The sequence below is a fragment of the Collinsella sp. TF11-5AC genome (assembly GCF_003436775.1).
In the GTDB taxonomy this organism is placed as follows: Bacteria; Actinomycetota; Coriobacteriia; order Coriobacteriales; family Coriobacteriaceae; genus Collinsella.
In genome coordinates, this window is sequence record NZ_QSQO01000003.1 from 42,064 (window position 1) to 68,954 (window position 26,891).

Annotated in this window: 15 protein-coding genes and 1 riboswitch; of the genes, 2 read left to right on the forward strand and 13 right to left on the reverse strand. The window is 60.2% G+C overall.

Annotation, left to right across the window (positions count from 1 at the left end; translation table 11 throughout):
- Window positions 1–29: 29 nt before the first annotated feature.
- Window positions 30–1,352, reverse strand: a complete 1,323-nt coding sequence (locus tag DXD16_RS02405) for an ATP-binding protein (RefSeq protein ID WP_117655008.1) — start codon at window positions 1,350–1,352, stop codon at window positions 30–32.
- Window positions 1,353–1,620: 268 nt separating this feature from the next.
- Window positions 1,621–1,711, forward strand: a riboswitch (SAM riboswitch).
- A gap of 8 nt (window positions 1,712–1,719) precedes the next feature.
- Between DXD16_RS02405 and DXD16_RS02410 the strand changes: the two genes are divergently transcribed.
- Window positions 1,720–2,142, forward strand: coding sequence for a hypothetical protein (locus DXD16_RS02410; protein ID WP_117655009.1), 423 nt, complete (start codon window positions 1,720–1,722; stop codon window positions 2,140–2,142).
- Between the two features lie 66 nt (window positions 2,143–2,208).
- Here the strand turns inward: DXD16_RS02410 and DXD16_RS02415 are convergent, their stop codons facing one another.
- The 9 genes from DXD16_RS02415 to DXD16_RS02455 all read right to left on the reverse strand — a co-directional run bounded on the left by DXD16_RS02415 (window position 2,209) and on the right by DXD16_RS02455 (window position 18,462).
- Window positions 2,209–4,332 (reverse strand): DUF262 domain-containing protein, encoded by a 2,124-nt coding sequence (locus tag DXD16_RS02415; RefSeq protein WP_117655010.1) that lies wholly within the window; start codon window positions 4,330–4,332, stop codon window positions 2,209–2,211.
- Window positions 4,333–4,879: 547 nt separating this feature from the next.
- Entirely contained in the window at window positions 4,880–5,584 is a 705-nt protein-coding gene (locus DXD16_RS02420) for a hypothetical protein (RefSeq protein ID WP_117655011.1), read from the reverse strand.
- Window positions 5,581–6,960 carry an ISL3 family transposase gene (locus DXD16_RS02425; RefSeq protein WP_117655012.1) on the reverse strand — a complete coding sequence of 460 codons (1,380 nt, stop codon included), beginning with the start codon at window positions 6,958–6,960 and terminating at the stop codon, window positions 5,581–5,583. The genes DXD16_RS02420 and DXD16_RS02425 overlap by 4 nt, the downstream gene beginning before the upstream one ends.
- Window positions 6,961–10,386, reverse strand: a complete 3,426-nt coding sequence (locus tag DXD16_RS02430) for a DEAD/DEAH box helicase family protein (RefSeq protein WP_117655013.1) — start codon at window positions 10,384–10,386, stop codon at window positions 6,961–6,963.
- 2 nt (window positions 10,387–10,388) lie between these two features.
- Window positions 10,389–11,699 carry a restriction endonuclease subunit S gene (locus DXD16_RS02435; protein WP_117655014.1) on the reverse strand — a complete coding sequence of 437 codons (1,311 nt, stop codon included), beginning with the start codon at window positions 11,697–11,699 and terminating at the stop codon, window positions 10,389–10,391.
- Complete coding sequence (locus DXD16_RS02440; RefSeq protein WP_117655015.1) at window positions 11,696–13,771, reverse strand: class I SAM-dependent DNA methyltransferase; 2,076 nt, start codon at window positions 13,769–13,771, stop codon at window positions 11,696–11,698. The genes DXD16_RS02435 and DXD16_RS02440 overlap by 4 nt, the downstream gene beginning before the upstream one ends.
- A 218-nt stretch (window positions 13,772–13,989) precedes the next feature.
- Complete coding sequence (locus DXD16_RS02445; RefSeq protein WP_117655016.1) at window positions 13,990–16,476, reverse strand: hypothetical protein; 2,487 nt, start codon at window positions 16,474–16,476, stop codon at window positions 13,990–13,992.
- Window positions 16,477–16,801: 325 nt separating this feature from the next.
- The gene (locus DXD16_RS02450; protein ID WP_158551512.1) at window positions 16,802–17,461 is read right to left on the reverse strand and encodes a 3'-5' exonuclease; all 660 of its coding nucleotides are present in this window, start codon (window positions 17,459–17,461) and stop codon (window positions 16,802–16,804) included.
- Between the two features lie 359 nt (window positions 17,462–17,820).
- A complete protein-coding gene (locus DXD16_RS02455) occupies window positions 17,821–18,462 on the reverse strand; it encodes an SIMPL domain-containing protein (protein WP_117655018.1) in 642 nt (213 codons plus the stop codon).
- A 649-nt stretch (window positions 18,463–19,111) separates the two neighbouring features.
- Here DXD16_RS02455 and DXD16_RS02460 point away from each other — a divergent pair.
- Entirely contained in the window at window positions 19,112–20,110 is a 999-nt protein-coding gene (locus DXD16_RS02460) for a hypothetical protein (protein ID WP_117655019.1), read from the forward strand.
- A 414-nt stretch (window positions 20,111–20,524) separates the two neighbouring features.
- Here the strand turns inward: DXD16_RS02460 and xdh are convergent, their stop codons facing one another.
- From xdh to ygfK, 3 genes are read right to left on the reverse strand one after another with little or no spacing between them, the layout of a single operon-like run.
- A complete protein-coding gene (gene xdh, locus DXD16_RS02465; protein ID WP_117655020.1) occupies window positions 20,525–23,302 on the reverse strand; it encodes a selenium-dependent xanthine dehydrogenase in 2,778 nt (925 codons plus the stop codon).
- Window positions 23,303–23,314: 12 nt separating this feature from the next.
- Window positions 23,315–23,794: a 4Fe-4S binding protein gene (locus DXD16_RS02470; protein ID WP_117655021.1), complete on the reverse strand. Its 480-nt coding sequence runs from the start codon at window positions 23,792–23,794 to the stop codon at window positions 23,315–23,317.
- An 11-nt stretch (window positions 23,795–23,805) separates the two neighbouring features.
- Window positions 23,806–26,805 carry a putative selenate reductase subunit YgfK gene (gene ygfK / locus DXD16_RS02475; RefSeq protein ID WP_117655022.1) on the reverse strand — a complete coding sequence of 1,000 codons (3,000 nt, stop codon included), beginning with the start codon at window positions 26,803–26,805 and terminating at the stop codon, window positions 23,806–23,808.
- Window positions 26,806–26,891: the final 86 nt, after the last annotated feature.

Consider the following 26,891-nt stretch of genomic DNA (forward strand, 5'->3'; position numbering starts at 1 on the left):
AAGGGAGGGCCGGAAGAGCCGGCGGCATGTTACGGCTCCAAAAGCCCTGCCATAAAGATGGGCAGATACAGCACGTCACCATCGCGGTGAAGATTACATTCCGCAAGTACCAGGGCGCGATCGATTCCGTAGCCCTTCGTCGCGAGCGCGTTGTCGAGCGCCGCATGGGACTTAAAGCTCTTGCCCGACTTGACCTCGATGGCAAGGACCTCCCCATCGAGCGTCTCCTCCACAAAATCGAGCTCGCCGACTTTTTTAGACGTAAAGTAGCGCAATCTGAATCCGTGGGCTTTGAGCTCTTGGGCAACGAAGCCCTCAAACGCCGCCCCCATGTTCATGCCAAAGGCGTCTTCCGCCTCCCCATCAAAAACTCCTTGGGCGACCCTTTTGGAATACGACGACATGAGCATTCCGGTGTCCAAGTAAAACAGCTTGAACAGATTTCGTTGCTCCCCCAATAAAAGGGGTGCCACGGGCGCCGCTACGTTATACACGGGAAGCGCGACACCCGCCTCCGATAGCCAGAGAAAATGATCTGTCACCTGCGAAAAACGTTTGACACCGTTAATCGATGACAGTTTGAATCGCTTGTTTTTGGAGCCGGCCTCGCTGGGAATCAGATCATAGATATCGCGAATAACCAAGCGTAGCTCAGGCGGAGCGTACTTTGCGATGTCATCGCGATACAGGGCGTGAAGATCGCGATGGATGTTTCGAACCTCGTCGACATTGCGCGTCGCCAAGAAGGAATTGACCGCGTCGGGCATGCCCCCCACCACCACATACTGATGGAACAGATTGAGCAAGCGGTCATACAGATAGCCGGGGAGCTCCTTTTCGTCCTTTAGACAACCCCTGAGCATGTCAAACGCTCCGGCAGCAACGCCGCTTGCCCAGCAGAACTCCTCAAAGTCGAGCGGGTACATCTGGACCTGCTCGACATACCCCACCGGCAGGGAATCGATGCCCTCGAGCTCAACGCCAAGGAGCGATCCGGTAAGGATGTATCGAAAGTCGCCGCGCTGGACCAGGTATTTGATAAACGTCACTACGTTGGGGCATCGCTGCACCTCGTCGATAACCACAACGGTCTTGTTCGCAACCATCGGCTGCGTTGCAGCAATAGACATGCGCATAAGCAGGTCATCCGCGCTTTTTGCCGCCAAAAACGAATCGCGCACGGACGCGTCGGCGATAAGGTCGAACGTCACGACATTTTCGAACGATTCGCTTGCAAAGACGTTGACCAAATATGACTTTCCCACCTGTCGGGCGCCCTTGACCAAAAGAGCCTTGTTAGGCGACGAGGCAAGCCAAGATTCAAACTGTGCTTTCGCTTTTCTCTGCAGCATAAGCGTACCCCTTATTACGTGCTGTTTTAGCACTAGGATACACTTTTCCGTGGTTGCTAGGTGCTCATTTCGACACTTTTTCGAGGTTTTAAAGTGTGTATCACGACACTTTTCCGTACTTTTACACGGGATATTTCGACATTTTTTCGAATTTAAGCCTAACAGCAGCCGGCGAAATCAAGCGCCGCCCGCGCGTCATTTCGCAAGCGCGCTTGATTTGTGTCCGCGCGCGCTGATAGACTCCACCGTGCCTGCAAGGAGCGGGCACGTTTTATCCAGAGTCGGGGTAGAGAGTTGGCTCCACGATCCCGACGCCAACCGGCCAAGAGGCACGGTGGCCCTGCCAACATCGATGAAAGGAGTCCGTATGGACAATTTCTCCGTGCGCAGTGAGCGCAACTTCCACAACCTGGTAGCCAAGCCAAAACGAATGCATCTTCTGGACGAGCCGAGCGGCTATGCCTCGGCCATGGTCAAGAGCAGTCTCTCCCATCAGATGCGCTTTACGGTGCAGGCGCTCGAGGAAGAGCTCTGCGTTGCCGGAGACCCTCACGTGCTGCAGATCAAGTTGCTCGGAAATGACTCGCGTGAGCCGTCCAGCTGGAAGCTCTTCGCCGACGGCGCGTGCGTTGCAGACGGATCGGGCGCCTTTGCCCGCGAGTGCTTCTGCGAGGGCGCCGAGGTGTTCCTGGACCTGTGCCGCGACGCCGTCGACGCCGCTGAACTGCGCCAGTGGAGCCAGAGGGAGTACGAGCTGTTGAGTGCGGCGCGTGGGATTGCGGGAGTTTAGGTGGGCAGATAAGCCATCGGCAATTCCGAGATAGCAAGGGCCGAGAATTAGATTCCCGGCCCTTGCCTAGCACTGCTTTATAAGATCGAGCACCGCGGGAATGTCATCGGCATTCCGAAGTGCGACATAGGTCGGTAGACCCGGGCCAAATCCGCCCTGTGAGCGCTTGTCCTGACACAGGCCCTCTGGATCCGTCAGATCGTCAACGCTCTTTGCCAGGCCAACGGCAATCCAGCCACCATTGCTGGTCCTGCCTTCTAGCACGGCGTGCAATTTTCGCTTGCCCGACCTGAAGCCCACATAGTACTTGGCTATATAGGACTCCCACGAAGGGTTACCACTCAGAACGGACTCGCACACCTCATCGAAAAGCCTCTGGTTGAGTCCGCCTTCGGCAAAAGTTGGGTGATTCTCCTGCAGAGTCCAGACAGGAGCCTCGTCAGACTCCCCGCGAGAGGGGCGATACTTGTCAACGACATCTGCCGGAAGATCGGGGTACTTCCATATCTCGCACGCCTCTTTCGCCAGCTCGTCCGCACGCTGCCTAATCTCCTCCTCGCCCCATTTTTCATGCGAGGCGATCGACTTGTTCAGGTGGAGCGGACTGCACTTAAGCCCCACGCCCGGAAGATTGAGCTTGTCCGAGAACGACCGGTTTGAGTACTCCTGGTTGTAGCCCGTCAGCGTTAGATTTCCCAAGTTGTTGCACAGCCTGTCGTGGATGTCTTCCCAGTTCTCGCCAAGCGATTCCTTCCAGCCGTGCTCATCATCGATCGTCTGGGGCATGACGTGCTCGATCTGGTAATCGTCAGCCGAGATGGACTCCTTCGGGTGGTGCCAGTTCTCCATGCGTTCCAGGTAATAGCGCTTTTTGGAGAAGCGATTGTAGCAGTCACGCGTCTTAAACTCCTCGACAAAATGCTCGTCTGTCGGAAAGTACGCAGTCATACCGCTGCTATGGATAAGAAGCATCGCCGTAACATACTCCTCTATATCGTCCTGTTGCTCAAGGTTGCGATACATGCCGGCAAAGAAATTATTTAGGCCCGTGGTAAGCCTGCCGCAAACCGCTCGCCTGAACAGGAACGACTCGATAGTCTCGCAGATGCGAAGGAACGCGTTGCGGTCTAGCCTATTTCTCTCGTAAACCGAGTAGAGCAGCATCAAAAGAGGCCTGATCTGTCTCACATCAAGGCTTACGATTCTGCTGAACACCCGACGTAGGTCAGCGTCCTTTTCTTTGTCTTGGAACAGGCTGGCATACCTTTGCGCATACTCGCGCAACTCCTTGAGCAGACTCTCGGTGTCTCCGTCGTAGTCATCGGTAAAATACCGTTTGAACTCGTAATAAGCCTCATTCTCCTTTGGCTGCCTATTGGGAACCTTGAGCCACAGCCAGTACCAAATGAAGGCGTTAAACTCGCTCTCGCCCCCTTTTCCAAACAGACGCTCAATGGGATGCCAGTAGCCCTCGTAGAGCTTGGTCTGTTCGTCGTTAGGAAGCGACATAAGAACATAGTTGCGTATGAGATCGATGGGCATGAGGGGCTTGCCCTTGGAGTTCATGGACTCAAATATGAGCTGGGCATTATCGACGCCAGCGGTGAGCTTTGTGTCGATGACCTGCACGCGGTTTAGCCCCGCCCAAAGCCTTGCAGGGTCGAATGATTTCCCGCGCATCTTTTCGCGGAAGAACACATGGTTCTCGACGATCCGATCCGATTTTTCATCTGGCATGGGAAACCCAGACACGATGGAAAACAGCGTCTCTTTATCGTCCTGCGAGAGCACTAGCTTGTAGCGCGCCAGACCGTTGTAGTCATCATCGTTAAAGAGGTAGTTCTTCCGCAGCGCTGAGATCTTGAGATCGCCAAGGAAGCCGGCCTTGTCGGGATTATCCTCCAGATATTCAGCCAAGGCAGCGATCATCAACGAAAACGTCGTCATGCGCTGCTGTCCGTCAATCAGAAGCACGCGCGAAATGCTCGTGGCAGAGCTCTCGGACTCGGGGATATAGAGCATCGACCCCACGAAGTGCGATACGCCATCACGACCCGCTCGCATGACGTCATCCCAAAGCACCTCGCACTCTTTTACACTCCACGAGTAAACTCGCTGGTACACGGGAATGACGAACTGCATCTTCGCCACGCCCATAAGGTCGAGCAGATTTGCCTCGGTTGCTTTCATTTGCGCTTGCTCCCCTTTTCTTGTTTACGCCGTTTGCAGTCAGTCCTCCACTGAGCGGAGGGCGCTAAAGACGAGAGCATCGAAGCACTGAAGCAACCGGGATGCTCATATCGTTAGATTCTACAACGAAAGCAAACACTTACGCCGTCATGGTGGCGCGCGATCGCTGCACGCCACTCCCCAAAATCATACGATGTCAAAAGACTGACACTTGTGTATGCCTTTTGACATTGCCACAGTCTTACGGGCTTCTTGTCTCATATGCCAAGAGCGGATATCTAGATCGCTGCCTCTCCCGCCCAAAGGGGCTCGACAAGAACTGATCGAAGGGCAAATCAGACATCGAGCAAGTCGCCGACCTGCACTCAGCCTCGACAAGTGGCATCGAACACAAGCTCACCGGCATAAAGCTTGCGTTAAAAACAAAAGGGCATGTAACATAAATGGTTGGAAGTTAGTAAATTACCGGTTGGCAAAGTAAGAACCGGGCTATCAAGTTCCAACCATTTATTTTACAAATGGTATTAGCACAACTCCAACCACATATTTAACGAACGGGCCGTTGGATTAGCGATCTAAAATCCGTCACGCCTCTGCGGTCTATCCCCGACTTGATGGTCCTTTCGCAATCCCGCTCGGGATCTTCTTCGAGGAAAGACACAACGCCCTTGGCCATGAGGGAGACGAGGCCTTCGAGCTTGATGACGCAATCGTATGCGCACCCCTTCAGGTTCTCCGTACCCGCCCCGGTATGGCCATAGCTCGCGACGATCCCATGAGCGTCGCCGTGAACGCATACCCCGATAACCTTATAAGGACTATAATCCTCCCCTCTGCCTTCGATGACTGATGATCCCGCATGGATAACGGCGCAACGCAGTTGATAGAGGTCTGAAGCTGTGAATATACCTCGCGCCTCTATAACGTCGAACTCCTCGCTTATCTCACTTTGACTCTTCTCGTCTTTTCGCTCTGCCGCCATCTTTTCGCCGGTATTGGGAAGCTCCAGGTATTTAACGCACCAGTCGATGTATCGCATGCCGACGGCTTTTGCGCAGACGTCCGGTATGGTCACGACGAGGTTCAGTGCCGCGAGGAGAAGCCCCGCATCGAAGGCCTTCTCGCATTCCTCCACGAGCCTGCTTGGTGTGCGATGGATTACGGTCGGAAAGCCGTATTCGTTGGCATCGCATTTCAGGCCGCCTGAAGGCCTTGGCTCCCAGGCTGCAATTTCGTCGAGCCTCGAATTCACAGCATCTCTCCCGTCGTTGCGTCGACCTCCACTCCCGACCTCGGGTCTATGAACTCATCGACGGCCTCGTCCTCGCGGTCGGGCTCGGTCACGAAGAGCGGACCGGGTGCATCGATGCGAGGGCCGATCGTGAGCCCGTTGCTCGCGATGATGCGGTCGAGGTTCTGCCTGCGGTAGAGGGTCCTTGCCCGGAGCGTCTCGAACGAGTATCCGCGCCCTCTCATGTCCGTCTCGTTTATGAGCCGGTTCGCGCACTCGGTGTAGCCGTTCGAGATACGGCTGGGGCATTCCCAGTAGTTGAAGATGAACTCGCGGTGATTCTGAACGGTCCGAGCAAGGGCTCTGAACGGATCGAACTCCCTGCCATCGGGAATTTCCCGAATCCAGGCGTCGAACGCCGCCTCAGCCTCCTCGCGTGAGGACGGATGGTCGTCGTAAATGCCGAAGAAGTCCTCCTTGAGGTCGTACGCGGTCATCAGCGTCGAGTAGGAGGAGTCTTCCCGTAGCGCCCTTAGGGCCGACGCCTCGTAGAGGCTGAGGTCGCGCGTCCGCTTCCTAAGGACGTAGGCGAGGCCCTTCTCTAGCTCAAGGCGACCCTTCCTGTCGAGAGCTCCCTGGAGGCCCTTGCGGACCGCGTCCAAGGCCTCGTTGGCTCCCTTCACGACATGGAAGTGGCCGATGACCCATGTCGCGTTCGGGGTGTATTTGGCTATGCTCCTCCAGAACGGCCGGTACATGTCGCTCGAAACCCATCGTACGCGCTCGAGGCCCTCCAACGAGGAGAAATAGGCGTCGAGGTCGGACTGCGTCCTGCCGGGCACCATGTCGAAGACCGTCCTGTGCTCGAGATCAGTGATCACGGTCACCATGCCGACCCTCTTGAGGTTCTTCTCGTCTATGCCCAGGAACGCCGGCACTTTGAAGCGAAGCCTCGAGGCGTTCTCGCGGACGTAGTCCTCGAAGACGCTCTTCACGGTGACGTGCGAGAGCGGGTACTCCTCGGCGACCTCGCGGAAGGTGAGCCTGAGCGAGCGTTGGGCGATGTCGGCGTATGCCGCCTCCGTCATCCGGTGACTCTCGTCGATCCCGCCTATCGCCGGGCGCCACACGTAGCCGCACTCCGGGCATCGCATCCGCGGGAACCCTATCTCGAGCCTCGTCGGGATGCCCAGGTGTGGCGTCGACACAACGCCGACGGTCCTCGCGCCGTGGCTGTGCAGCGTCCCGCCGCACTCGGGACACGATGCGGGGACGGGCCCGCGGTATCTCAGGTCGAACTGCTGGAGCCTCCTACCGCAATCGACCTTGGTCGCGCTGCCGATGAGCTCGCAGTCCCGGACACCAAGCAGCTCCTCGACGTAGCCTGCCACGCCCATCTACTTTCCCCTCGAGAGGTAGGAGGCGAGCTCGGCGATGTCGTAGCGCTTCCCCTGCGAGATGAGGTCGTACACCTGGTCGGCCAGGGGCTCGATCGCCTGCGGGTCGTCGAGCGCCTGCTCGGCGAGGTCTCCAAGCTCGTTGCTCATCATCGACATGAGGGCCCTGATGACGATGTTGCGCAGGCGCCCGTCCGCGAGGACGGCCTCCTTCGTGTTGCTCGTGTTCGTGATCTGCGTGTTGGTCACGGGGTCTGCCGCCACGGCATCGGAGACCGCGTTGACGGCTCGGGCCTTCACGAGGGGGTCACCTTCGTCGCCCCACGTGCGGTTCAGCCTCTCCACGATCCTCGCCATAGTGTCGCGCTTGGGCGCGGTGCCTGAGCCGCCAGCGCCCATCGGCATGAGCTCGCCGCCTTCGACCCCCTCGGGGACCTTCTGGGCCGATATGCGGAAGTCCCGAAGCACGAGGCCGCGCACGTCGACGTCGTCGAGCGAGGTGCCCGCGATCCTGTGGCCGAGCAGCTTTGCGAAGCTGTAGAACACCTCGAGGTCGGGGTCGCCGAAGTCGAGCGCCTGGGACAGGAACGTGTAGGCGGAGCAGTACTTGGAGAGCTTCTTCCTGAAGGTCATCAGCTCCGCGACGCGTCCCGCCGCCTCGTCCGCGCTCCTCTTGGCCCTCTCCGTCCCCTCGGCCTCGCCGGCCGCCTCCGCCCGGTTGGCGCACTCCAGCCAAGTCTCGTAGGAGTCCCTGGCCGCCGCGAACCTCTCGCGGAAGATCTCGGCGGGCCCGGAGACGGCGGAATAGAGGGCGGTCCTGTAGGCATCGCTCTCCTCACCGGCTGCGAGGCCCTTGGACCTGTAGAGCGCCTCCTTGAACCCCTCGACGTCTCGCGTCGCGTACACGTCGGCCGCGTCGAGGGCGTCCTTCAGGTCGTAGACGATGTTCGGGTCCTGGGCCGTGCTCATCGTCGCGCCCTTGTCGTAGGTCTTGAAGGCGGCGAGAACCGTCTCGGGGTCGTTCACGAAGTCGACGACGAAGACCCCGTCCTTGCCGGAGCACGTCCTGTTGACGCGCGAGTAGGTCTGCACGATCTCGATGGCGTTGCCGAGCGGCTTGTCGACGTAGAGGGCGACTAGCTTCTTCTGGTCGAACCCGGTCTGGAACTTGTTGGCCACGATGAGCAGCCTGCTCTCAGGGCGGTCGAACGCCCTCTCGACCGGGCCCTGCCCGGTCGGGTTCATGTTGGCCTCGGTGTACTCGTATCCGCGCTCGATGAGGGCGAACGGGTTGTCCTCGAGGTACTCGTCCTCGGGCAGGACGCACCTGTCGCCCAGGACCTTCTGGGAGAAGGCGACGAGCGGCTCGCCGGGCACCTTGAAGCGCAGCTTCGGCTCGACCTTGGCGGGGTCGAGGTCCGGACGGGCGCGGAGGTACGCCTCTATCGCGTACTTGTAGCGCACGACCTCGGGACGCCCGGAGGTGACGATCATGGCCTTGGCCTCGCCGTTCAGGAGCGGAGCCACGTTGTCGACGAAGTGGTCGATGATCCACTTGGCCTTCTCCATGACGTTCGTCGGGTGGAGCGAGCGCCACTTGGCGATCTTCCTCCTGGCGCGGCGCTCGTCGACGAGTCTGCCGTCGGCGTCCTCGGACTCGTCCTCGATCCTCGTGAGGGTGCGCAGGGGCACGTATCCCGAGAGCGGGTCGATGATGTAGCCCTCCTCGATCGCCTGCCGCATCGGGTAGAGGTGGAAGCTGCCCATGACCGGATTGCCGTCCTCGTCCTCCTCGCCCGTGGGCGTGCCGAACAGGGTCTTTGTCTCGGCCTTTGGGGTCGCTGTGAACGCGAGGAAAGAGACGTTCGGCGGCATGAGGTTGCTCGCCTGCATCTGGGCGAAGTAGGCATCCATGACCGACCCGCCGTCGTCCGAGTCCTCATCGAAGTCGAGCATCCTCTCGAACTTCAGCTTGTCCGCCGCCGCGTTGAAGGCGGTCTTGAGGGACGCCGCCGAGCTGCCCTCCTGAGAGCTGTGCGCCTCGTCGACGATCACCGCGAATCCGGAGCCGTCAAGCTCGGGCAGCGCCGCGATGTCCGGCCACGCGTAAAGGAACGTCTGGATGGTGACCACGACGATCTCCCTCTTCTGCCGAAGGGCCTCGACGAGCTGGGAGCTCTTGGAGCCGTCGGCGACGGCGCTGCCCCTCTCGTCGCGGCCGACCATGACGACCTGACCGGTCACCTTGGAGAGCTGGGAGATGGTCTTCTTTATGTTCTGGTCAAGCGACAGCCTGTCGGTGACCACCACGACGCTGGAGAACATCTTCTCTCCGTCCGCGCGGCGGAGCCTCGCGAGGTCGTGCGCGGCCCAGGAGATGGTCTCGGTCTTGCCGGAGCCGGCCGAGTGCTCGATGAGGTAGCGGCGTCCCGCCCCATGCTCCCGCGCGTCGGCCAGGACCTTCCTCTCTGCGTCAAACTGGTGGTAGCGCGGGAAGATCTGGGTCGCCGTCTTGCGCCAGCGGCCCGTCGCGTCCTGCCTGTCCTCGATCTCCTCGAAGACGAAGCGGTCGAAGATGGACAGCCAGTTGTCTCGCTGGAGGATGGTGTCCCAGAGGTAGTGGGTCCTGTACTCGCCCTCGGGCGCGTCCGGGTTGCCGGCCCCGCCGTCGCGGCCCAGGTTGAACGGGAGGAAGCGGGGCTTCGCCGACCTGCTCGGGAAGGGGCCGAGGTTCGTGCACATCCAGACCTCGTCCTCGGAGACTGCGAAGTGGACCACGGCGCCCCTCTTGTACATGAGCAGCGAGTTCTTCCTGCCGCCGTCGGGCTCTATGGGCCTGCGCTCGTCGACGTACTCGTCGATGGCGTCACGCACGGTCTGGGTGAGCTCGGTCTTGACCTCGCCGGTGGCGACGGGGATGCCGTTGACGAACAGAGCGAAGTCGAGAGACTTGCTCCCGGCGGTCTGGTAGTGAACCTGGTGCATGAAGCGCAGGATGTTGGCGTCGTAGCGCTCCCTCGCCCCGGGCACGCGCTCGTCGTCCGGGTAGCCAGCCATGCACTCGATGGTCTGGTAACCGGCCACCTGGAATCCCTTGCGTAGCGTGAGAACGGTACCGTTTCTCTCCAGGCTCTTCACGAGCGCGCGGCGCAGCTGGTCCTCCCACCTCGCGCCCTTCTCTCGGCGCATCTTGTCGAGCTTCTCCGGCGCGGTGGCCTCGAGCCAGGCGACGAAGTCGTCGAACACGAGTGCGTCGTTCGGGTCGAACCCCGTATCGTCAGGTGAGAGGGCCCAGCCCGCGCCGCCGAGGGCAGCGACCTTTCGGGAGATGTAGCGCTCGAAGGCATCCTCCTGGTGAATCTTGCGGCGGCCGCTGTACTCGACGTCGCGGCGCTCATATGCACTGTCTATGTCGACTCTTGTCATGGCTATGCCTCCGTGCAGTCGATCTTGCCGGTGACGGCGTGGTGGATGACGGACTTGCGGTACTCGCCGAGCTTCTCGATGAGCTGCTCCTGGCGTGAGATTGCCTCGTCGATGGCCACGCAGCGCTCGTCGAGGTAGGCCGCTATCCTTTTTTGCTCTTCTAAAGGTGGTAAAGGAACGACGAAGTTGTTAAATGCGTTGGTTTGTAGTCGCATGCGCCCCTTGTCAGCAACTCCATTTGCTGAACCGAAAAACACCCGATTGAGGTAGCACATCTGGAAGAGGTAGAGGTAGTAACTCGGGTTGCTTACCGCAAGGTCACGGGCTGAAAACACTCGGTAGTCAGGACTTGTCACTCCTTCATAGCGAGATATATCCACCCAACCTGTTAAGAGGTCCATGTGGTTCATCGCAAAATCGCCAGGATGTACGAGTTGATAATGTGAGTATGTTTCAGCAAATTGCCCTTTTCCTGTGCTGAAATCTTTGGGCCTAATTCCATCTTGTGTAATCGACAGAACTGTCAATCCTTCAACCCCGGCAATTCGTTTTGTAATTTGAAATAGAGCTTTGAGCTTGGAGGTCTGCCAATTAGAGGGAATTTGATCTACCCACTTAATGTCGCTGTCTTTCATCTCTGCGGTTGGGTCGAGGCCCTTTGTCACAGCATGCGCGATGAGGGACTTCTTGTACTCCTTGAGCCTCTCTATGACCTTTTGGCGCTTCTTCACGTCATCGTCGATGGCCGCGCAGCGCTCGTCGAGGTAGGAGACGATACGGCGTTGGACATCACAAGGCGGGACTGTGACGTAGGTCTCGTGCAGGTTGCCTTGGTTAACGTGAAAAACTTTCACATCGATCAAGTCGCGCCGAATCTGCCAGCGCCACATGTCGGTAGAGAAAAGATATGCAAGGTACTTATTCTCAACCTCGTCAACCGGAGAGAGGAGCAGGGTATCGCCTCCGGGATTAACCGGCCGCTCAGAATCGTTGTATATGCAGTCTCCGCACCCGGCAAGGTCCTCTGATGTGCAGGCGAAGATAAAGGAACCTTTCTCGGAATATTTCAGCCCTTTTGGAACCATGCCCGTAGGGACGTGCTTTATGAGCTCTTCGTGGATACCGAATCTATTGTTTAACTTCGAATGCACTTGGGCGTAATTGACGACGGGAGCTCCTTCGTCAACTAAGTCAGCCCTAGTGACGGTCATTCCCTTGCTGCTCATAAAAAGCCTCGGCAACGGCACCATGTTCCAGCCGTCCGGCACCTCACCGAACCACTCAGCACTGTTTATCTCCCTTCTCGTCCTCATGCCAGGAACCCCCTCATGAGCGAGCCGAGGCCGTCCTCGAGCTCGAGAATCTCCTTCGCGATGACCTCGGGGGCACGGGGGCTCTCGTACTTGTAGAAGTACCTGTTGAACGAGATCGACGTGCCGACCACGCCCACCCCACCGTCGCCAAGCGGGTTGGCCGTGAGACCCGTCTTGTTGTCGAACTTGGGCTCGTCCCTTACCGACCCGTCCACCACGGCGTCGGGAGCGTAGGGCAGCACCTCGCTCGCCATGTAGTCGTCGATTTCCATGCCGATTGGAATGTTTTCCGTGTCCTTGAGCTCGGGGTCGAACACCGGGTTGCCCTTCGCATCGACCGCCGGCTCCGCGGAGGGGTCTTGCCGACCGAACACCTTGACGAGTGCCTCGACGAGCTTCGTCTTCTGTGGCTTGGGCTTCTCGATCGCTTTGTGAAGCTTCTCGGTCGCAGCCAGGACCTCGCTGTATGTGAGCGAGGCGCCCTCGTTCTTCTCAACCCAGGAGCGAATGGCGGCGCGGCTCGCGTCCGACAGCTTCTCCATGGGCTTGCTGAGGGTAAAGAGGGCATCCAGCCCATCGGCCGAGGGCTCAATGACAACGCGCAGCGGGCGCTGCGTGGTCACCTTGCGGTACATGAAGTCCTCGACGGGAACGATGACCGACCTGCCGTGGTCGTGCCCGTCTACGTAGGTGCGCACGATCCACGCAGCCTGGTCCTCGCCGACCTCGTAGCGCTTGTTCCCCTGGCTCTTGCGCAGGGCGGTCTTCTCCTCCGAGGCGTCGATGAGCTGCACGTACCCCTTGCGGTTCTCCGGCTTGTGGTTGTTGAGCACCCAGATGTAGGTTGCGATGCCCGTGCGGTAGAAGATCTCGGTCGGCAGCTTCACGATGCAGTCAACGAGGTCCTCGCTGAACAGCCAGCGGCGGATGCCCGATGGCCCGCTGCCGGCATCCCCGTTGAACAGCGGGGAACCCGAGAGCACGATGGCCGCCTTGCCGCCGCCTTCCTCGGGCGGCGCCATCTTCGCCGCGACGTTCTGCATGAAGAGCATGCTGCCGTCGTCAATGTCGGGCTTGCCGGCGCCGAACCTGCCCTCGAAGCCGCGTCCCATCTCCTCGAGGACGACGTCCTTCTCCTTCTTCCACTCCTTGCCGTAGGGCGGGTTCGTGAGCTGGTAGTTGAAGGTGCGTCCCTCGAACCTGTCGTCGTCGAGGGTGTCGCCGAGCATGATGCCGGCCGACAGGTCGGTCATCTGGTCGAGCACGTCTCCCGAGCCCCCGGCGATGTTGCGCAGCATAAGGGCTGCCTTGCCCATGGCCCATGTCGCGTCCTCGAGCTCCTGGCCGTAGGGGACGATCTTGGTTGGGCTGCTGAAGTGCCCTTTGTCGTGCCACTCGTCGAGCTGGTCGAGCGCGTCGCAGATGAAGCCGCAGGTGCCGCAGCTGCCGTCGTAGAGCGTGCGGATGTCGCCGTTGTCGGCGTTGAGCAGCGTGTCCTCGTTTGCGAAGAGCAGCGCGGTTGCGAGGCGGGCGACGTCCTTGGGCGTCATGAAGTCCTCGGCGTCCTGCGAGATCTCCTCGCCGTATCGCTGGATGAGGTGCTCGTAGATGTCGGTCATCATGCGGTCGGAGACCGTCTCGGGCCCGAGGTCGAAGCCCGAGAAGCGTGTGCACACCTCGTAGAGCATGCCCTTCTCGTCGAGCTTCTCGCAGGTCTGCCGCATCTCGAAGCGCTGCAGGACCTCGCGGGCGTTCGCGGAGAAGCCGTTGATGTAGGCCATGAGGGCGTCGCAGGTCTTCGTCGCCCCGAGGTTGGAGAGTGTGAAGCTCGTGACGTTGTAGAAGCAGTGGCCGGAGAGGGCGCAGTACTTCGGGTCGTCGTCGTCCCAGACCCCCTTGGCGGCCTGTCTGCTCACGGCCGCCCGCGTCGGCTCGAGGGCGCACTCGAAGCGCCTCAGCACGGCGAATGGGAGGATAAGCTTGTTGTAGTCGGCGGGGCGAATGACATCACGCACGTAGTTCGCGATGCTCCATATCTCGTTCACGTAGTCGAACGCGGTCTTATCGGCCATGGTTGGACCTCTCTGCGAAAAATAGAATTCCAACCATGTATTTTACAACCGAAAGCCATGATTTGAGCTTTCGGCCAACCAATAGTTTAACAAATCTGGTAAGTGGTATCACCAATCACTGATTTATTGACCCAACCAGTAATTTTACATACCCAAACAAAATAAACCCCGGCGACTCATATCAGAGGCCATTCCCGGGGCATCAATATGCAGTGTACCTATTCATCACCCGATGCCGGCAAGCTGTTGAGCGGCTCACCCTCACCGGCGGTGCCAAGGCGCCTCTGCATCTTCTCGATCTGCTTAAGGGTCGAAGTCAAATACCCAAGACCCTTCTTCAGTTGCTTAAGCAACTTGCCATCCTTGCGATTTCCCTTTCCGTTCTCCTTCTCGACATCTTCTTCAATGCCAGCGATGCCGCGCTGCACGGCCTCGGCTGCTTTCCGCACCAAAATGGCCCCCTCATGCGGGCAGCGGTCAGTAGCCACATCAAGAAAAGCAAGGAGCCTCGAACATTCGACGAGCACGAACTGCGCGTAGTCCTCCCCCATCGATGCCGCCAAGGCAACGCCGCCGGAACCCAATAGACCAAGCGCGGCACCGCCGCCCGTAATCAAAGCAGTGCCACCGGCCATGCCCATGCCGCCGGCGGCCAAGGCCCCACCGCCAGCTGCAGCAAGGCTCGCATTGACAAGCGCAGCCCCGTGAAGGCCGGCAAATGAGCCTCCGAAGATACCGACAGCAATATCCGGAGCGAGTACCGCGGCCGCCCCTCCTGCGCCTACGGCCGCCGCCACGACAATGACGCCGCCCACCAAGAACTTTGGCAATGTACCTGAAAGCTCGCGGAAGCGTGTCCCGCAACGTTTCTCGAGAGAACGTATGGCGTCCAAATCAACCGCGTCTTGTCTCCTGGGAAATTCGTGTTTAACCCAAGATCCACTCTCCTTCAAACCTTTGTATTCCTTTTTCTCTTCATCTCCCATCTGGGAATAGGGGCGAAACTCAACCAACTCCTGTGCAACAAGCAAGGCACGCACTTTACCGCCTCGCCGCCGCGAAACTGTCTCAAGGGCTCCGTACGCATCTTCCTCGCTCAAAAAGTAGCCGTCTGCATCAATGCCTAGGCCATCCGCGACCGAATCCTGCCACGCGCGGGCCCAGCTCCTCTTTTGCCCTTTGCGCACTTCGTTCTTCTCGTTCCCGCAGTCGTAGTTGATGGCGGCAAGCTTCAGCGAGAAGGCAATCCTCGTCGTTTCTCTATCTAGGCTATAAAAGTGAAATCTATCGAAGATATCCTGGCGGCGCCTGGCGCGCTCAGTCCAAGCCTCGGACATTTCCTCCGCCATATAGCCCCAGTCGGCATGGAGGGCAAACGTAAGGCGTCCAACTCCAACGTAGTTTATTCGCAAGAAGAGCTTCTGGGCGAACACGACCTTGTTCCCCTCGCATTCGATACCCGCCCTGGCCGCCGCCGTCGCTAGATTCACCAAAACGAACGAAGTGCTCGAAACCGTGACCATGCGAGTGAGAACCCTGCTGTTATAGGGCATGAAATGCGAAGCCTTGAGCTTTTGCAAGCCGGAAACCTTGCTCACTTCGCAACGTTCCAGCTCGGCCTTGAGCCTTGAAAGCATGTAGAGACAACGAACGATAACCTCGTTGGCCACGACTGCTGGCACCTGGCTTAAAGCTTGATCGAGCAGGCCGACTTCCGTCCGAAGGTCGAAGCGAATGGGCTTGCCGTCCTCGGTTTTGAACGCCGTTCCGTTAAACAGCTTTGAGATCCATTGCTGAATGCGAATATCCTCGCCCTTATAGGCAATCTGCATGTCTTGAAAAACAGGCAGGGAGGAGAGCTCCTTTAGCAGGGACAGCACGACGCCGGGAATGCCCGTCCCCTTACCGGGGTTTGAACTAGACCCCGCCATGTCGCTCACGAGATGCATCGCCCAGAACAGAGTGCCAAACGCGATCTTCTCTGGAACGTTCCTGCCTACAAGAGGGCAGTCGGGATCGAAGGCGGCGGCAGGCAGGTCAAAGGCGACAAACCGGCCGGCCGTATCGGTACCATAGCCTTTGCAGGTGAATTGCGAGAGGATCGAACACGCAAGGCCAACCAAGCTCGGGTGGTGCGAGAAATCCCGCAGATGATGTTGGAGCCCGCCGCCAAACTCGGCAGTCAGCTTGTCCGTGGCAAGAGGAAACTCTTTCTCTAGAAAGCGAATAGCGTCTTCTAGAGTTGCATCCGCCTTTGTCATACCCGCAGACTTGGCAATCGTAAGAACGAATTTGCCAACCTTCTCGTCGCTCCACTCTTTGGCACCCTCTAGGTTGAAGTCTTTCTGCCAAAGGATATTCAACGCACCCGTGAGGAGCCCGCTAACGGCTGCAAGTTCATAGTCGAGCTTCGTAGCCCTTTCAGCCCGAGGGTCAAAATCAAAGAGGACCTCCTCCCCATCGGGAGCGTCCTTAAAACCAACCAGCACGGCGCTACCGTTCAGCGGCACAGATGTAACTTTGGGCAGTTGAGGCATGGCGTAAACTATCTCGCCAGCACTAAAAACAAGTTCGTCTGCCATACCGGCTTCCTCCTGCAAACGCGTAAAATCAGATTGCTCTACGCCGCCAAATCCCTCTTCGTAGAAGTATTCGAAAATCTCGGTGATGCAGTTGCTCAGAACCTCGTCGGGATAGTTCGCCACTGGCAGCCTATACACCTCATTGTGCACGATGACGCACGCAGCGTCACGGGTCTCTGCCTATTCGTCCAGCGAATCATGTTAGCAAGCCGCTCTTCGATAATGGAAGCCATCTCGATGTCCACGCTCTTGACCTGCTTGGTCCCAGCGAGTGTCAGCGCGTCCTTGAGTAGGATCCCAAACGCAGTCTTCTGCTGCTGATCCTAGAATCCTTCGCGCAACCATTCCGTCCGCTTGTCGCCAAATGAGCCTCCTACCTCCCCTCCGCCTTCAGCTTCAGCAGCAGGTCACCCAGCTCGAGGCACTTGCTGGAAAGGCGCGTCTGGGCTCACTCGCCCATCCCCCGCCGCTGGCGGACTTCCTGGGCGCGCGGACTCACGTGATAGTCCCCCTCCATCATCTGCTTGAGCAGCTTGGCGGTCACGCGCGCATCGGCTAAGGCGCTGTGGGCGTGGCCCGTCGACTCGTCGAACTCGATGCCAAACCACGTCGCCGCGTCACTCAAAGAGACGCACCCGTGGCTGCCAACGTCCATGATCGAGGTGTAAAACGCCTGTATGTCGGCCCAGTCCGTAGGAAATGCGGAAAGATCGATGTGCTTTGCCTGGCACTCGGTCAAAAGCTGTCGACGGTCCGTCCCACTCCAGCAAACCACCTGGGCGGAGTAGCGACCGACCCAATCGCTGAGCCTTTTGATCACCACGTAGAGCAGATCGGCCATCGCGGTGTCCACAGCCGATATCCCCGTAAGCTCGCGGACGGGAAACGCAACGCCTTCGGTAAATTCCGTCTGCACAAACTGCGAGAACTCGCCCATAACGTTGCCGTGGTAATCGAGCTTGACGGCGCCGACCTCGATAATCTCGTTGCGCAGTCCACGACGCTGGCGCTGCTTTGGCACCGGCGCAAACTCAAAGTCCAGCACGATCTGGCGCGCAAAGTTCGTCGTATCGATAGCCGAGATACCCGGCGTCTTTTCAGCTGACAAGGTTAGGGCCTTTCTCCGTTGCTTGCCGCTTGCTACATAGCTACATAGGCGGCTACATTGCCGTAAGAATAGGCGCCCACGCGGACATGAAATGACCAATCTGATTGATTTCGTGAAGCTCCTGACCGCTTTGGTCTCGCTCCTCACGGCGCTTATCGGGCTTACCGAGGCACTCAAGCAGCGTGCGAAGCATAAAAAGAGGGGTCGACGCCGCTAAGGCATTGACCCCTTAAACTAAGTAACGGCGCTGCCCAGCTCTTCACCACTTGGGCTGCCGTCGACTTTATTCTACCCACGGACGTTGGGTTTAACAAATGGTTTTTCAGTCATGAAGGCTCGACGCCCACCCGACTCGTCCGCTATTCCAGCCACCACTCCACGTCCACGGAGCACTCGACCTCGATGGGTTCCGGATCCAGCACCGTTTCCCCAAGGCCTCCGGATACCCCATCGGGAGCGCCCATGGCAGCGCAGTACACCCCGCCATAATCCCCCGGCCGGCTGTTATACGAGATATGCTTGATGCCGCCCAGCTTAGCCCCCGCCGCCGCAGCAAGCGCCTGTGCATTACCGCGGGCGCGCTCGACAGCGCGGGCAATCAGGACGTCCTCCGCCGCGCGCTCATCCGCAAGTTCAAATCGAATGTTCATGTCGGCATGCGATCCGCAGGTGTTGAGCGCCGTCCACACAGCCGCACAGTCAATCGAATCGACAGGCGCGGCAACCGTGCCGTACGCATAGTAGTCGTAGCCCACGATGATTGCCCTTTTGCGCGTCGTCTGCGCATAGCAGGTGTACCGGCGACACGTTAACTCGTCATCCAGACCAAAGGGCACCAGCGCGGCGGCGACCTTGGCGCGATCGGCGTTGTAATCGTCCAGGCACGCCTCCTTGGTATCAAAGCGGCCGCCAAAGCCAATGCTAAAGATCACGCGATCGGGCATGACCTTATCCTCGATCCGGGCACCAACGCTCACATAACCGGTCTTATCCGTTGCCATGGCATCCGTCCTTTCCACGAATGGCTACGTTGCAGTAAACATAGCCGTCCGTGCGGACACAAAGTTGTGTGGCGACGCCGTGTGGGGCCCCGGGACGCATGTTCCATTTGAAGCCCCTACCGGAAAGCGAATCCCATTCTGAGCGTCGAATCCGGAACACAGTTTCCGTCTGCGGCCCCATTGGGAAAGTTCATCCCGCTCTGAGCGCTCATTCCGGGATGCAATTTCCGCTTGAGGCCCGATCCGGAAACGGCATCCCACTCTGAGGCCGAAATCTGGGACACAGTTTCCGGTTGAGGGCTGTTCCGGAAAGCGTATCCCATTCCGAGCGGCAATTCCGGGTCACAGTTTCCGCAGATACAAGGCGACAGTCCGCCGCCCTTATCACATGCCTTCAAATATGCGATCCAGAAACACAAAACAGCAGATAGAATGCTCTTTTTCAAAAAAGTACACGTCCCTAAACTTACCAAGACTTCATATCTAGCTACCGTTCAAGGTCGCCGATTACCGCCCACCGATTCGGATGTAAAAATGTCGCCAAAAGCAGGTCATCTACCTGCATGGTTAGATTTTGGTCAGCTTTTGGTCAGCTGAGCGGCAAGTTCCAGCTGATACGTTTTTGCTACCCAAAAGGAGGCGGTAGCTCATGACCCATTGCAATGACCAGCTCATCGACCAACTGCTCACTCAAGCCGAACAAGAGGGGCGCTGTCTGATTCCCCCGAGCACGGCGATCCGAAAAGCGCTCCTTCGGCGCACCGGCGGCACGGTTGTCTCGCCCATGCCGGGGTTGTTTGCGCGAAAACCGCGCTGGGATGAACTCAACCGAGCGCAACGCCATTGCGAGATTATCCGCGCCCTTGCGATCATCCATCCCGATTGGACGTTCTGCTCGTTTTCGGCAGCTTGCTCGCTGGGGCTCGAGGTCTCGTGGCGACACCTGAACGTCGTGCATGTTTGCAGCTCGACAAAGCCGTCGGCTCGTCCGGGCGCACATATTCAGCGACACCAGATTGAGCCGACCGGAGCAATACGCAGAGCCGGCGTATCGGTAACGCCGCCCATCCAAACGGCCACAGATTGCCTGCTGCAAACTGGTTTTGCCGACGGCATGCCCATTGCCGATTCGGCGATCTCAAAGCTCGGCCTTGCGCCGGAACAGCTGATGGAGGCCGTTGAGCAACGAGCGACTGCCCGCAATGGTCGCGCGATTCGCACCGCCCTCACAACGCTTCGATATGCCGACGCCCGCGCCGAGAGCGGCGGGGAATCGGTCGCCCGAGCCGTCATGATCGAGACGGGCTTTGCGCCCGACTGGCTTCAATACGAGCTGACGGACCCCTTCGATTCGGCCAAGCCCATACGAACGGACTTTGCCTGGGAGCGCCAGGCGCGGGAACTCACGCTGGGCGAGCTCGACGGGCTCATCAAATATACCGACCAGACCATGCTGGCCGGACGCACCACCGCCGAGGCGCTCGTTGTCGAACGACAGCGCGAGGCGCACCTATCGCTCTACGGTCACCCTCTGCTGCGCTTTACCATGAGCGAAGTCCGCTCGGCAGGACTGCTCGCGAAAAAGCTGCAGACGGCAGGCATCCGGCAGACCGCTCTGCCGACATGGCTCAACGAGGTGGACCTGTAGGAGCTGCTAGGCCACGCATCGCCGGATCGCATCCCCCCCTATCTGGGCCGCGTTTTCCCAACGGCCACGCCAGCGGAAAGCGCATCCCAACCTGGACGCTCAAAACGGGATGCACTTTCCGGATGGCGGACCTAGCGGAAAGCGTATCCCGGAATCCGGCCTCAGAACGGGTTGTGCTTTCCAAACGACCGGCCAGCGGAAAACGCATCCCATTCTGAGGCACGATTCCGGGACGCAGTTTCCGCTTGAGGCTTCAACCGGAAAATGCAACCCATGTTGGAGCCATATTCCGGGACACAGTTTCCGCTTCAAACAAAAGGCCCCGGCTCGCGATGGAGCCGGGGCCAAAGGCGCAGCATATACAGTTGATGTTGAGCGCGGACGGCAGTCAGCAATGGCCGACCGCGCCCTACCCTATCCGCGGTTACGAACGCGGCTGTACGGCGTATCCACCATGGGCAGATCCGGACGCAGTTTGCCGTCAAACGCGCGGTAGGCGTTCTGTACGGCGGGCGCCGTGGGGATCGTTGCGATCTCGCCGATGCCCTTGCCGCCGTATGCCACGGGCAGCAGTTCGTCCTTCTCCACGTAGATGGCGTGGATATCCGGAATCTCGGGCGCACGGAACAGCCCGAGCGTGCCGTACCTTGCCTGGGGTACGCAGTCCTTGAGCGGCCAATCCTCGGTAAGCGCATAGCCCATACCCATGAGCACGCCGCCTTCGATCTGACCCTGAATGGAGATGGGGTTGACCACCTTGCCGGAATCGTGTGCGGCATAGACCTCGCTCACGCGGCCGTCGTCGTCCAAAATGACCACATGCGTGGCAAAGCCGTAGCAGATGTGACTCTTGGGATTGGGAACGTCGGCACCCAGTTTGTCGGTCGGCTCCAGGTACACGTAGCCAAACTCGCATCCCTCGAGTGCCTTGATGGCGGCCGCGGGGTCCTGAGGATGCATGCCCTGGCCGGCGACGAGTTCCTGCGTGCGCAGCTGATAGGCGCGACCGTCGTCGTACTCGATCTTGACGCCGTCGCCATGCGCACTCACGGGAGCATCGGGCGCAGGCTTGCCGGCCTCGATGCCAACCATGGCATCGCGCAGCAAGAAGGCGGCGCCGCGCACGGCCTCGCCGGTCACAACCGTCTGACGCGAGCCAGACGTGGTGCCGGAGTCGGGAGCGTTCTCGGTGGAGCACTCGCCGTTAGCGATGCAGCTCAGCGGCAGACCGCACGCCTCGGCAACGTCCTGCAAAAAGACGGTGTTGCAGCCCTGGCCGATGTCGGACGTGGCGGCATAGACCACAGCCACGCCGCCCTCGATGCGAATCTTGCAGCGGCCGGCATCGGGCAGGCCCACGCCCACGCCAGCATTCTTCATGGCGCAGGCAATGCCGGCGTGTCCGGGATGCGCGTAGTAGGCATCCTTGACCTCGAGCAGCGTCTCCTTAAGCGCCGTGGAGCAGTCGGCAATCTGGCCGTTGGGCAGAACCTCGCCCGGCTCGATGGCGTTGCGGTAGCGAATCTCCCACGGGTCCAGGCCGACCTTCTCTGCCAGCAAGTCGATTAGGCTCTCGAGTGCAAACTCGGACTGGCAAACGCCAAAGCCTCGGTACGCGCCGGCGGGCGGGTTGTTGGTGTAGTAGCCAAAACCGCGAATGTCGGTGTTCTGGTACTTGTAGGGACCGACGGCATGCGTGCAGGCACGCTCGAGCACCGGGCCGCACAGCGAAGCGTAGGCGCCGGTATCAAAGTTGATCTCGCAATCCAGGCCGGTAAAGTTGCCTTCGGCATCGCAGCCCAGTGTAAAGGTGCCGTCCATGGCATGACGCTTGGGATGGAACGCGAGCGACTCGGCACGCGTGAGCTTGCACTTCACAGGACGCTGGAGCTTATAGGCAGCAAGCGCGGCCAGGTGCTGGATCGAAACGTCCTCCTTACCGCCAAAGCCGCCGCCCACGAGCATGGTCTCGACGACCACGCGCTCGGGCTCGTTGTCCCAGCCAAACATGTGGGCACACTCTTTGCGCGTGTCGTAGGCACCCTGGTCGGTCGACTGCACCTTGACGCCGTTCTTGTACGGGAAGGCAACGGCGCACTCGGGCTCCAAGAAGGCATGCTCGGTAAAGGGCGTGGTAAAGCGCTGCGTCACGGTGAACGCGCTTTCGGCCAGCGCCTTGGCGGCGTCGCCGCGCGTCACGTGGCGGCTTTGACACACGTTGTCCTTGAGCTCCACCGTGTTGCCGAAGGCAAAGAAGCTGTCGTGCAGGCGCGGGGCGTCGGCGGCCCTGGCCTCGACAATGTTACGCACGGGCTCCAGCGGCTCGTAATCAATCTTTACGAGCTTCTTGGCCTTCTCGAGCGTCGCTTCGTCCTCGGCAACCACCAGCACAATGGCATCGCCCACGCAGCGGGTGATATCGCCCTGAGCGATCATGACGTCCCAGTCCTGGATAAGATGGCCGACCTGGTTGACCGGCACGTCCTCGGCGCGCAGGATGCCCACCACACCGGGCAGGGCCTCGGCCTTGGAGGTATCGATGGAGAGCACGCGGGCGCGCGGATACTTGGAGCGCACGGCGCTGGCATAGGTCAAGCCCGGCTGATCGGACTCGTCGATGTCGTCGGGGTACTTGCCCTCGCCGAGAACCTTCTTGCGCACGTCGATGCGGAAGGCGCGCTTGCCCACGCCGTAGTCATCGCCGCGCTCCAGATCCTCGTCGATCTGCTTTTCGCCGCGGAGTACCGCAGCGGCCAGCGAGATGCCCTCGATAATCTTCTTGTAGCCGGTGCAGCGGCAGACGTTGCCGCGGATGGCGTACTTGATCTGCTCCTCGGTGGGCTCGGGGTCCTCGGCGATGAGCGCCGCGCCCGCCATGACCATACCGGGGATGCAAAAACCGCACTGCACGGCACCCACGGCACCAAAGGCGTACACAAAGGCCTCGCGCACGTCCTCGGGCAGGCCCTCGACAGTCACGATGTTGCGACCGGCGGCAAGAGCAGTGGTCAGTACGCACGCCTTGACGGCCGCGCCGTCCACATGGATAGTGCAGGTGCCGCAGGCGCCCTCGGAGCAGCCGTCCTTGGCGGAATGGATGTGCAGGTCGTCGCGCAGGTAGCGCAGCAGCGGCTTGTTCTGAGTCGTTGTGCGCTCCACGCCGTTAACGGTAAAAGTGAATTCCTGTGCCATGGTGATTCCCTTCTACACGCCGGCGGCGATGCCGGTGCGGTCGTGAATGGCGCCATGCGGGCAGACGACGGCGCACATGCCGCACGACAGGCAGTCCGCGCCGTCGATATGGGCGCAGTTGTCCTCGATGCGGATAGCGCCTGCAGGGCACTTTTTGGCGCACATGCCGCAACCGATGCAGCTCGTGTCGCAGATCTTGCGCGCAATGGCACCCTTATCGGTGTTGTTGCAGCGCACCAGGATGTTCTGGTAGCCGGGAACGAAGGCAATCACGCGCTGCGGGCATGCCATGCCGCACAGGCCACAGCCCGTGCACTTGGAGCGGTCCACGCGGGCGATGCCGTCGACCAGCGCAATGGCACCGTGGGGGCAGGCCGTGACGCAGGCGCCACAGCCAATGCAGCCTTCGCTGCAGTGGGCATCGCCGCCTGCGGAAGCACAGCCGCTTCCGCAGGCAACGTAGGCCACGTTATGTTGAATGGATTTGGCCATAAGAGACTCGCCTATTTCTTAAGAAGATACGGATAGCTGTCGCGCACGGCCTTGATGGTCAGGCGGACGGCCTCGGGAAGGCCGGTGTTGACGGCATCGACCGAGACGGTACGGACCGTGCCGGCAACACGGACCTTAAAGTGATCCTCGTCCACGGCCAGGAAGCCCTCGTTCTCGGAGTTCTCCATGTCCTCCTCGCTCCAGAACAGGGTGAGCTTGTCCTTGTAGGGACGACCCTCCTGGTAGGGGCAGAACACAGCGCAGTTGCCACACTCGTTGCACATGCCATCGACATGTACCACCTGATGCTTGGCCAGGCCCGGCACCTTAATAGCAACGTTTGCGCGGTTGGGGCACACGTCGCAGCAAACCTCGCACACCGAGCCGCAGCCCAGGCAGCGGGTCTTGGTGCAGCTGCGCTTGTCGCGGCGCAGCGATCCCTTGCGCTCGTAGCAGGTGTCCTCGCGACCGGCCTGCTCGTTGCAGTCGGCGTACTTGTTAAAGTCCACGCCGGCGATGGCACGGGCGACCTCGGCGGCGTCGGCAATAGCCTCGACCACGGTGGCAGGACCGCGGCGGCAGTCGCCCGCAGCCCAGACGCCCTCGACGCCGGTGGAGGTGGCGACAAGGCGACCGCGACGGTCGTGCTCGACGCCCGCGGCATCGTACAGGCTGGCATCGATACCCTCGCCCACGGCGCAGATCACCGTGGTGGCGGAAAGCTCGACGGTCTCGCCCGTGGCGACGGGGCTGCGACGGCCGCTTGCATCCGGCTCGCCAAGCTCCATGACGTCGCAGGTCAGCACGGCGCCGTTGAGCGCCTTGGGCGCCAGCAGCTCGCAGAACTCAACGCCATCGGCAAGAGCAAGATCGAGCTCTTCCTCGTCGGCGGGCATCTGCTTCTTGGTGCGGCGATACACCAGGCGCACGTTCTTCACGCCTGCCAGGCGCTTGGCCACGCGGGCGGCGTCCATGGCGGTGTTGCCGGCACCAATGACCACGACGTCCTCGCCCAGCTCAAGCTTCTCGCCCTTCTTGGCGGCCTCGAGGAACTCCAGCACGTCGAGCTCGGCACCCTCGCCCAGGCCCGCAGAGCCGGGCATCCAGGCACCGGTGGCCACGACCACGTCGGTAAAGCCCTGGGCCTTGAGCTCGTCAATGGACTCCACGCGGGCGTTAAGCTGAACCTTGGCGCCAAAGGCCAGGCAGAGCTCGGCGTCGTGCGAGATATCGTCGCTGGCGATACGGAACTCGGGGATTACGTGACGGACCACACCGCCGAGCGAATCGCGGGCCTCAAAGATGGTAACGGGCACGCCGACACGCGTCAGGAAGAACGCCGTCGCCAGGCCGGCCGGACCGCCACCGATAACGGCAACGTTGCGCTCGCCGTCGTTGGCGATAGCCTGGGCGCGCAGCTTGGGCAGCACGGCGGTCATTGCCTCGCGGGCGGCCTTGAGCTTGCTGGCGCGAATCTGGGCGCCCTCGGGCTCGTAGAATGCACGCTCGCAGGCACGGCCGCAAGGATGCGGGCAGATAGTGCCGGTGATGAACGGCAGGGCGTTGCGCTCGATGATGATGTTGAGTGCGTCCTCGTAGCGGCCCTCGTCAACAGCCGCCAGATAGGCGGGAATATCCTGCTGGATGGGGCAGCTCGTGCGGCACGGCGTGGTAAAGCAGTCGGAAAGCGGGCTCTTGCCGGCGACCTTGCGGTCGGGCAGCGGGCGCAGCGGCTTCTTGTAGAGCGGGTTGGTGAGCGAGTCGGTCTGGATCGCCGTCACGGCCTCGAGCGAAACGCCCACGAACGGCTTGCCATCCAGATCGGTAAACTCGCCGGCCATCTGGCTAAAGCGCTCGTAGCCACCGGGCTTGAGCACGTCAGTCGCCAAGGTAACGGGCCAAATGCCGGCGTCATACAGGGCGCGGATGTTGTAGACCGTGGCACCGCCGGAGTAGCTGATGCGCAGCTTGCCATCGAACTGCTCGGTAATGCGGCGGGCAGCCTCGATGGTCAGCGAGAACAGCGAACGGCCGGACATATACATCTCGGTGGAAGGCAGCTCGTTCCTCGTCACGTCGACGGGGAAGGTGTTGGTGAGCTTGACGCCAAACTCCAGGCCGCGCTCGGCGCACAGGGCAATCAGGCGCTCGAACATAGGCACGGCATCGGCCCACTGCAGGTCCTCGCGGAAGTGCGTGTCATCGAAGACGATGTAGTCAAAGCCCAGCTCGTTGAGGCGCTGGCGGGCAAACTCATAGCCCAACAGCGTGGGGTTGCACTTGATGTAGGTGTTGAGGCCCTTCTCGGTGATCAGATAGGTCGCGATGCGCTCGATCTCCGCCGGCGGGCAGCCGTGCAGGGTAGACTCGGTGATGGAGTTGGAGACGCGCGCCGGGATGGACTCGACAAACGCAGCGTCGACATGCTCAAACTTGTCCAGGTTGGCGAGTGCCCATGCGCGGCACTCGTTCCAGACGTCGGAGCCGCTGGCGTCCTTCATGCCCTCGATGTAGGCGTCGACCTTGGGGCTCTTGATGCCCTCGAGGTCATAGCCCACGGACATGTTGAAGACAAAGCCGTCCGGGCTACCCAGGCCGTACTCGCGAGCGATCAGGTGGCAGGCGAACCATGCCTTCACGTACTCGGCAAAGGCCTGCGGAACCTCGAGCTCGGTCGACCACTCGCAGTTGTAGCACTCGTCCTGAGCCACGATGCAGGGCTTGTTGACGCACTTGGAGAGCTCCTCGCCGTCCATAACCTGGACGGTCTTGAGCTCAAAGAAGCGAGAACCGGCCACATAGGATGCCACGATGTTCTGGGCAAGCTGCGTATTGGGACCGGCGGCCGGGCCAAACGGAGTCTCGATGCGCTCGTCAAAAATGGGAAGCGCGCCCTCCTGGTTGGTCGCGACCATCTTGCGTACGCCAAAGATGGCGTCCTGGGTCTTGTGCTCCTCGATGATCCAGTTCATCAGCTGCGAAAACGGGATCGGCCTCATGATGTCGCTCATAGTGAGCTCCTCTCTGTAACGCCCGGCGAGACCGCGCGGCGGGCGCAAATACGGTGTAGCGCTAGCACAGCGCCGGCGACCCCGCG

What these genes read in the sequence shown, in the direction of transcription:
- DXD16_RS02405 (WP_117655008.1), bottom strand. Translation starts at nt 1,352, where the DNA reads ATGCTGCAGAGAAAAGCGAAAGCACAGTTTGAATCTTGGCTTGCCTCG.
- DXD16_RS02470 (WP_117655021.1), bottom strand. Translation starts at nt 23,794, where the DNA reads ATGGCCAAATCCATTCAACATAACGTGGCCTACGTTGCCTGCGGAAGC.
- DXD16_RS02430 (WP_117655013.1), bottom strand. Translation starts at nt 10,386, where the DNA reads ATGACAAGAGTCGACATAGACAGTGCATATGAGCGCCGCGACGTCGAG.
- DXD16_RS02440 (WP_117655015.1), bottom strand. Translation starts at nt 13,771, where the DNA reads ATGGCCGATAAGACCGCGTTCGACTACGTGAACGAGATATGGAGCATC.
- xdh (WP_117655020.1), bottom strand. Translation starts at nt 23,302, where the DNA reads ATGGCACAGGAATTCACTTTTACCGTTAACGGCGTGGAGCGCACAACG.
- DXD16_RS02410 (WP_117655009.1), top strand. Translation starts at nt 1,720, where the DNA reads ATGGACAATTTCTCCGTGCGCAGTGAGCGCAACTTCCACAACCTGGTA.
- DXD16_RS02435 (WP_117655014.1), bottom strand. Translation starts at nt 11,699, where the DNA reads ATGAGGACGAGAAGGGAGATAAACAGTGCTGAGTGGTTCGGTGAGGTG.
- DXD16_RS02455 (WP_117655018.1), bottom strand. Translation starts at nt 18,462, where the DNA reads ATGGCAACGGATAAGACCGGTTATGTGAGCGTTGGTGCCCGGATCGAG.
- DXD16_RS02425 (WP_117655012.1), bottom strand. Translation starts at nt 6,960, where the DNA reads ATGGGCGTGGCAGGCTACGTCGAGGAGCTGCTTGGTGTCCGGGACTGC.
- ygfK (WP_117655022.1), bottom strand. Translation starts at nt 26,805, where the DNA reads ATGAGCGACATCATGAGGCCGATCCCGTTTTCGCAGCTGATGAACTGG.
- DXD16_RS02415 (WP_117655010.1), bottom strand. Translation starts at nt 4,332, where the DNA reads ATGAAAGCAACCGAGGCAAATCTGCTCGACCTTATGGGCGTGGCGAAG.
- DXD16_RS02460 (WP_117655019.1), top strand. Translation starts at nt 19,112, where the DNA reads ATGACCCATTGCAATGACCAGCTCATCGACCAACTGCTCACTCAAGCC.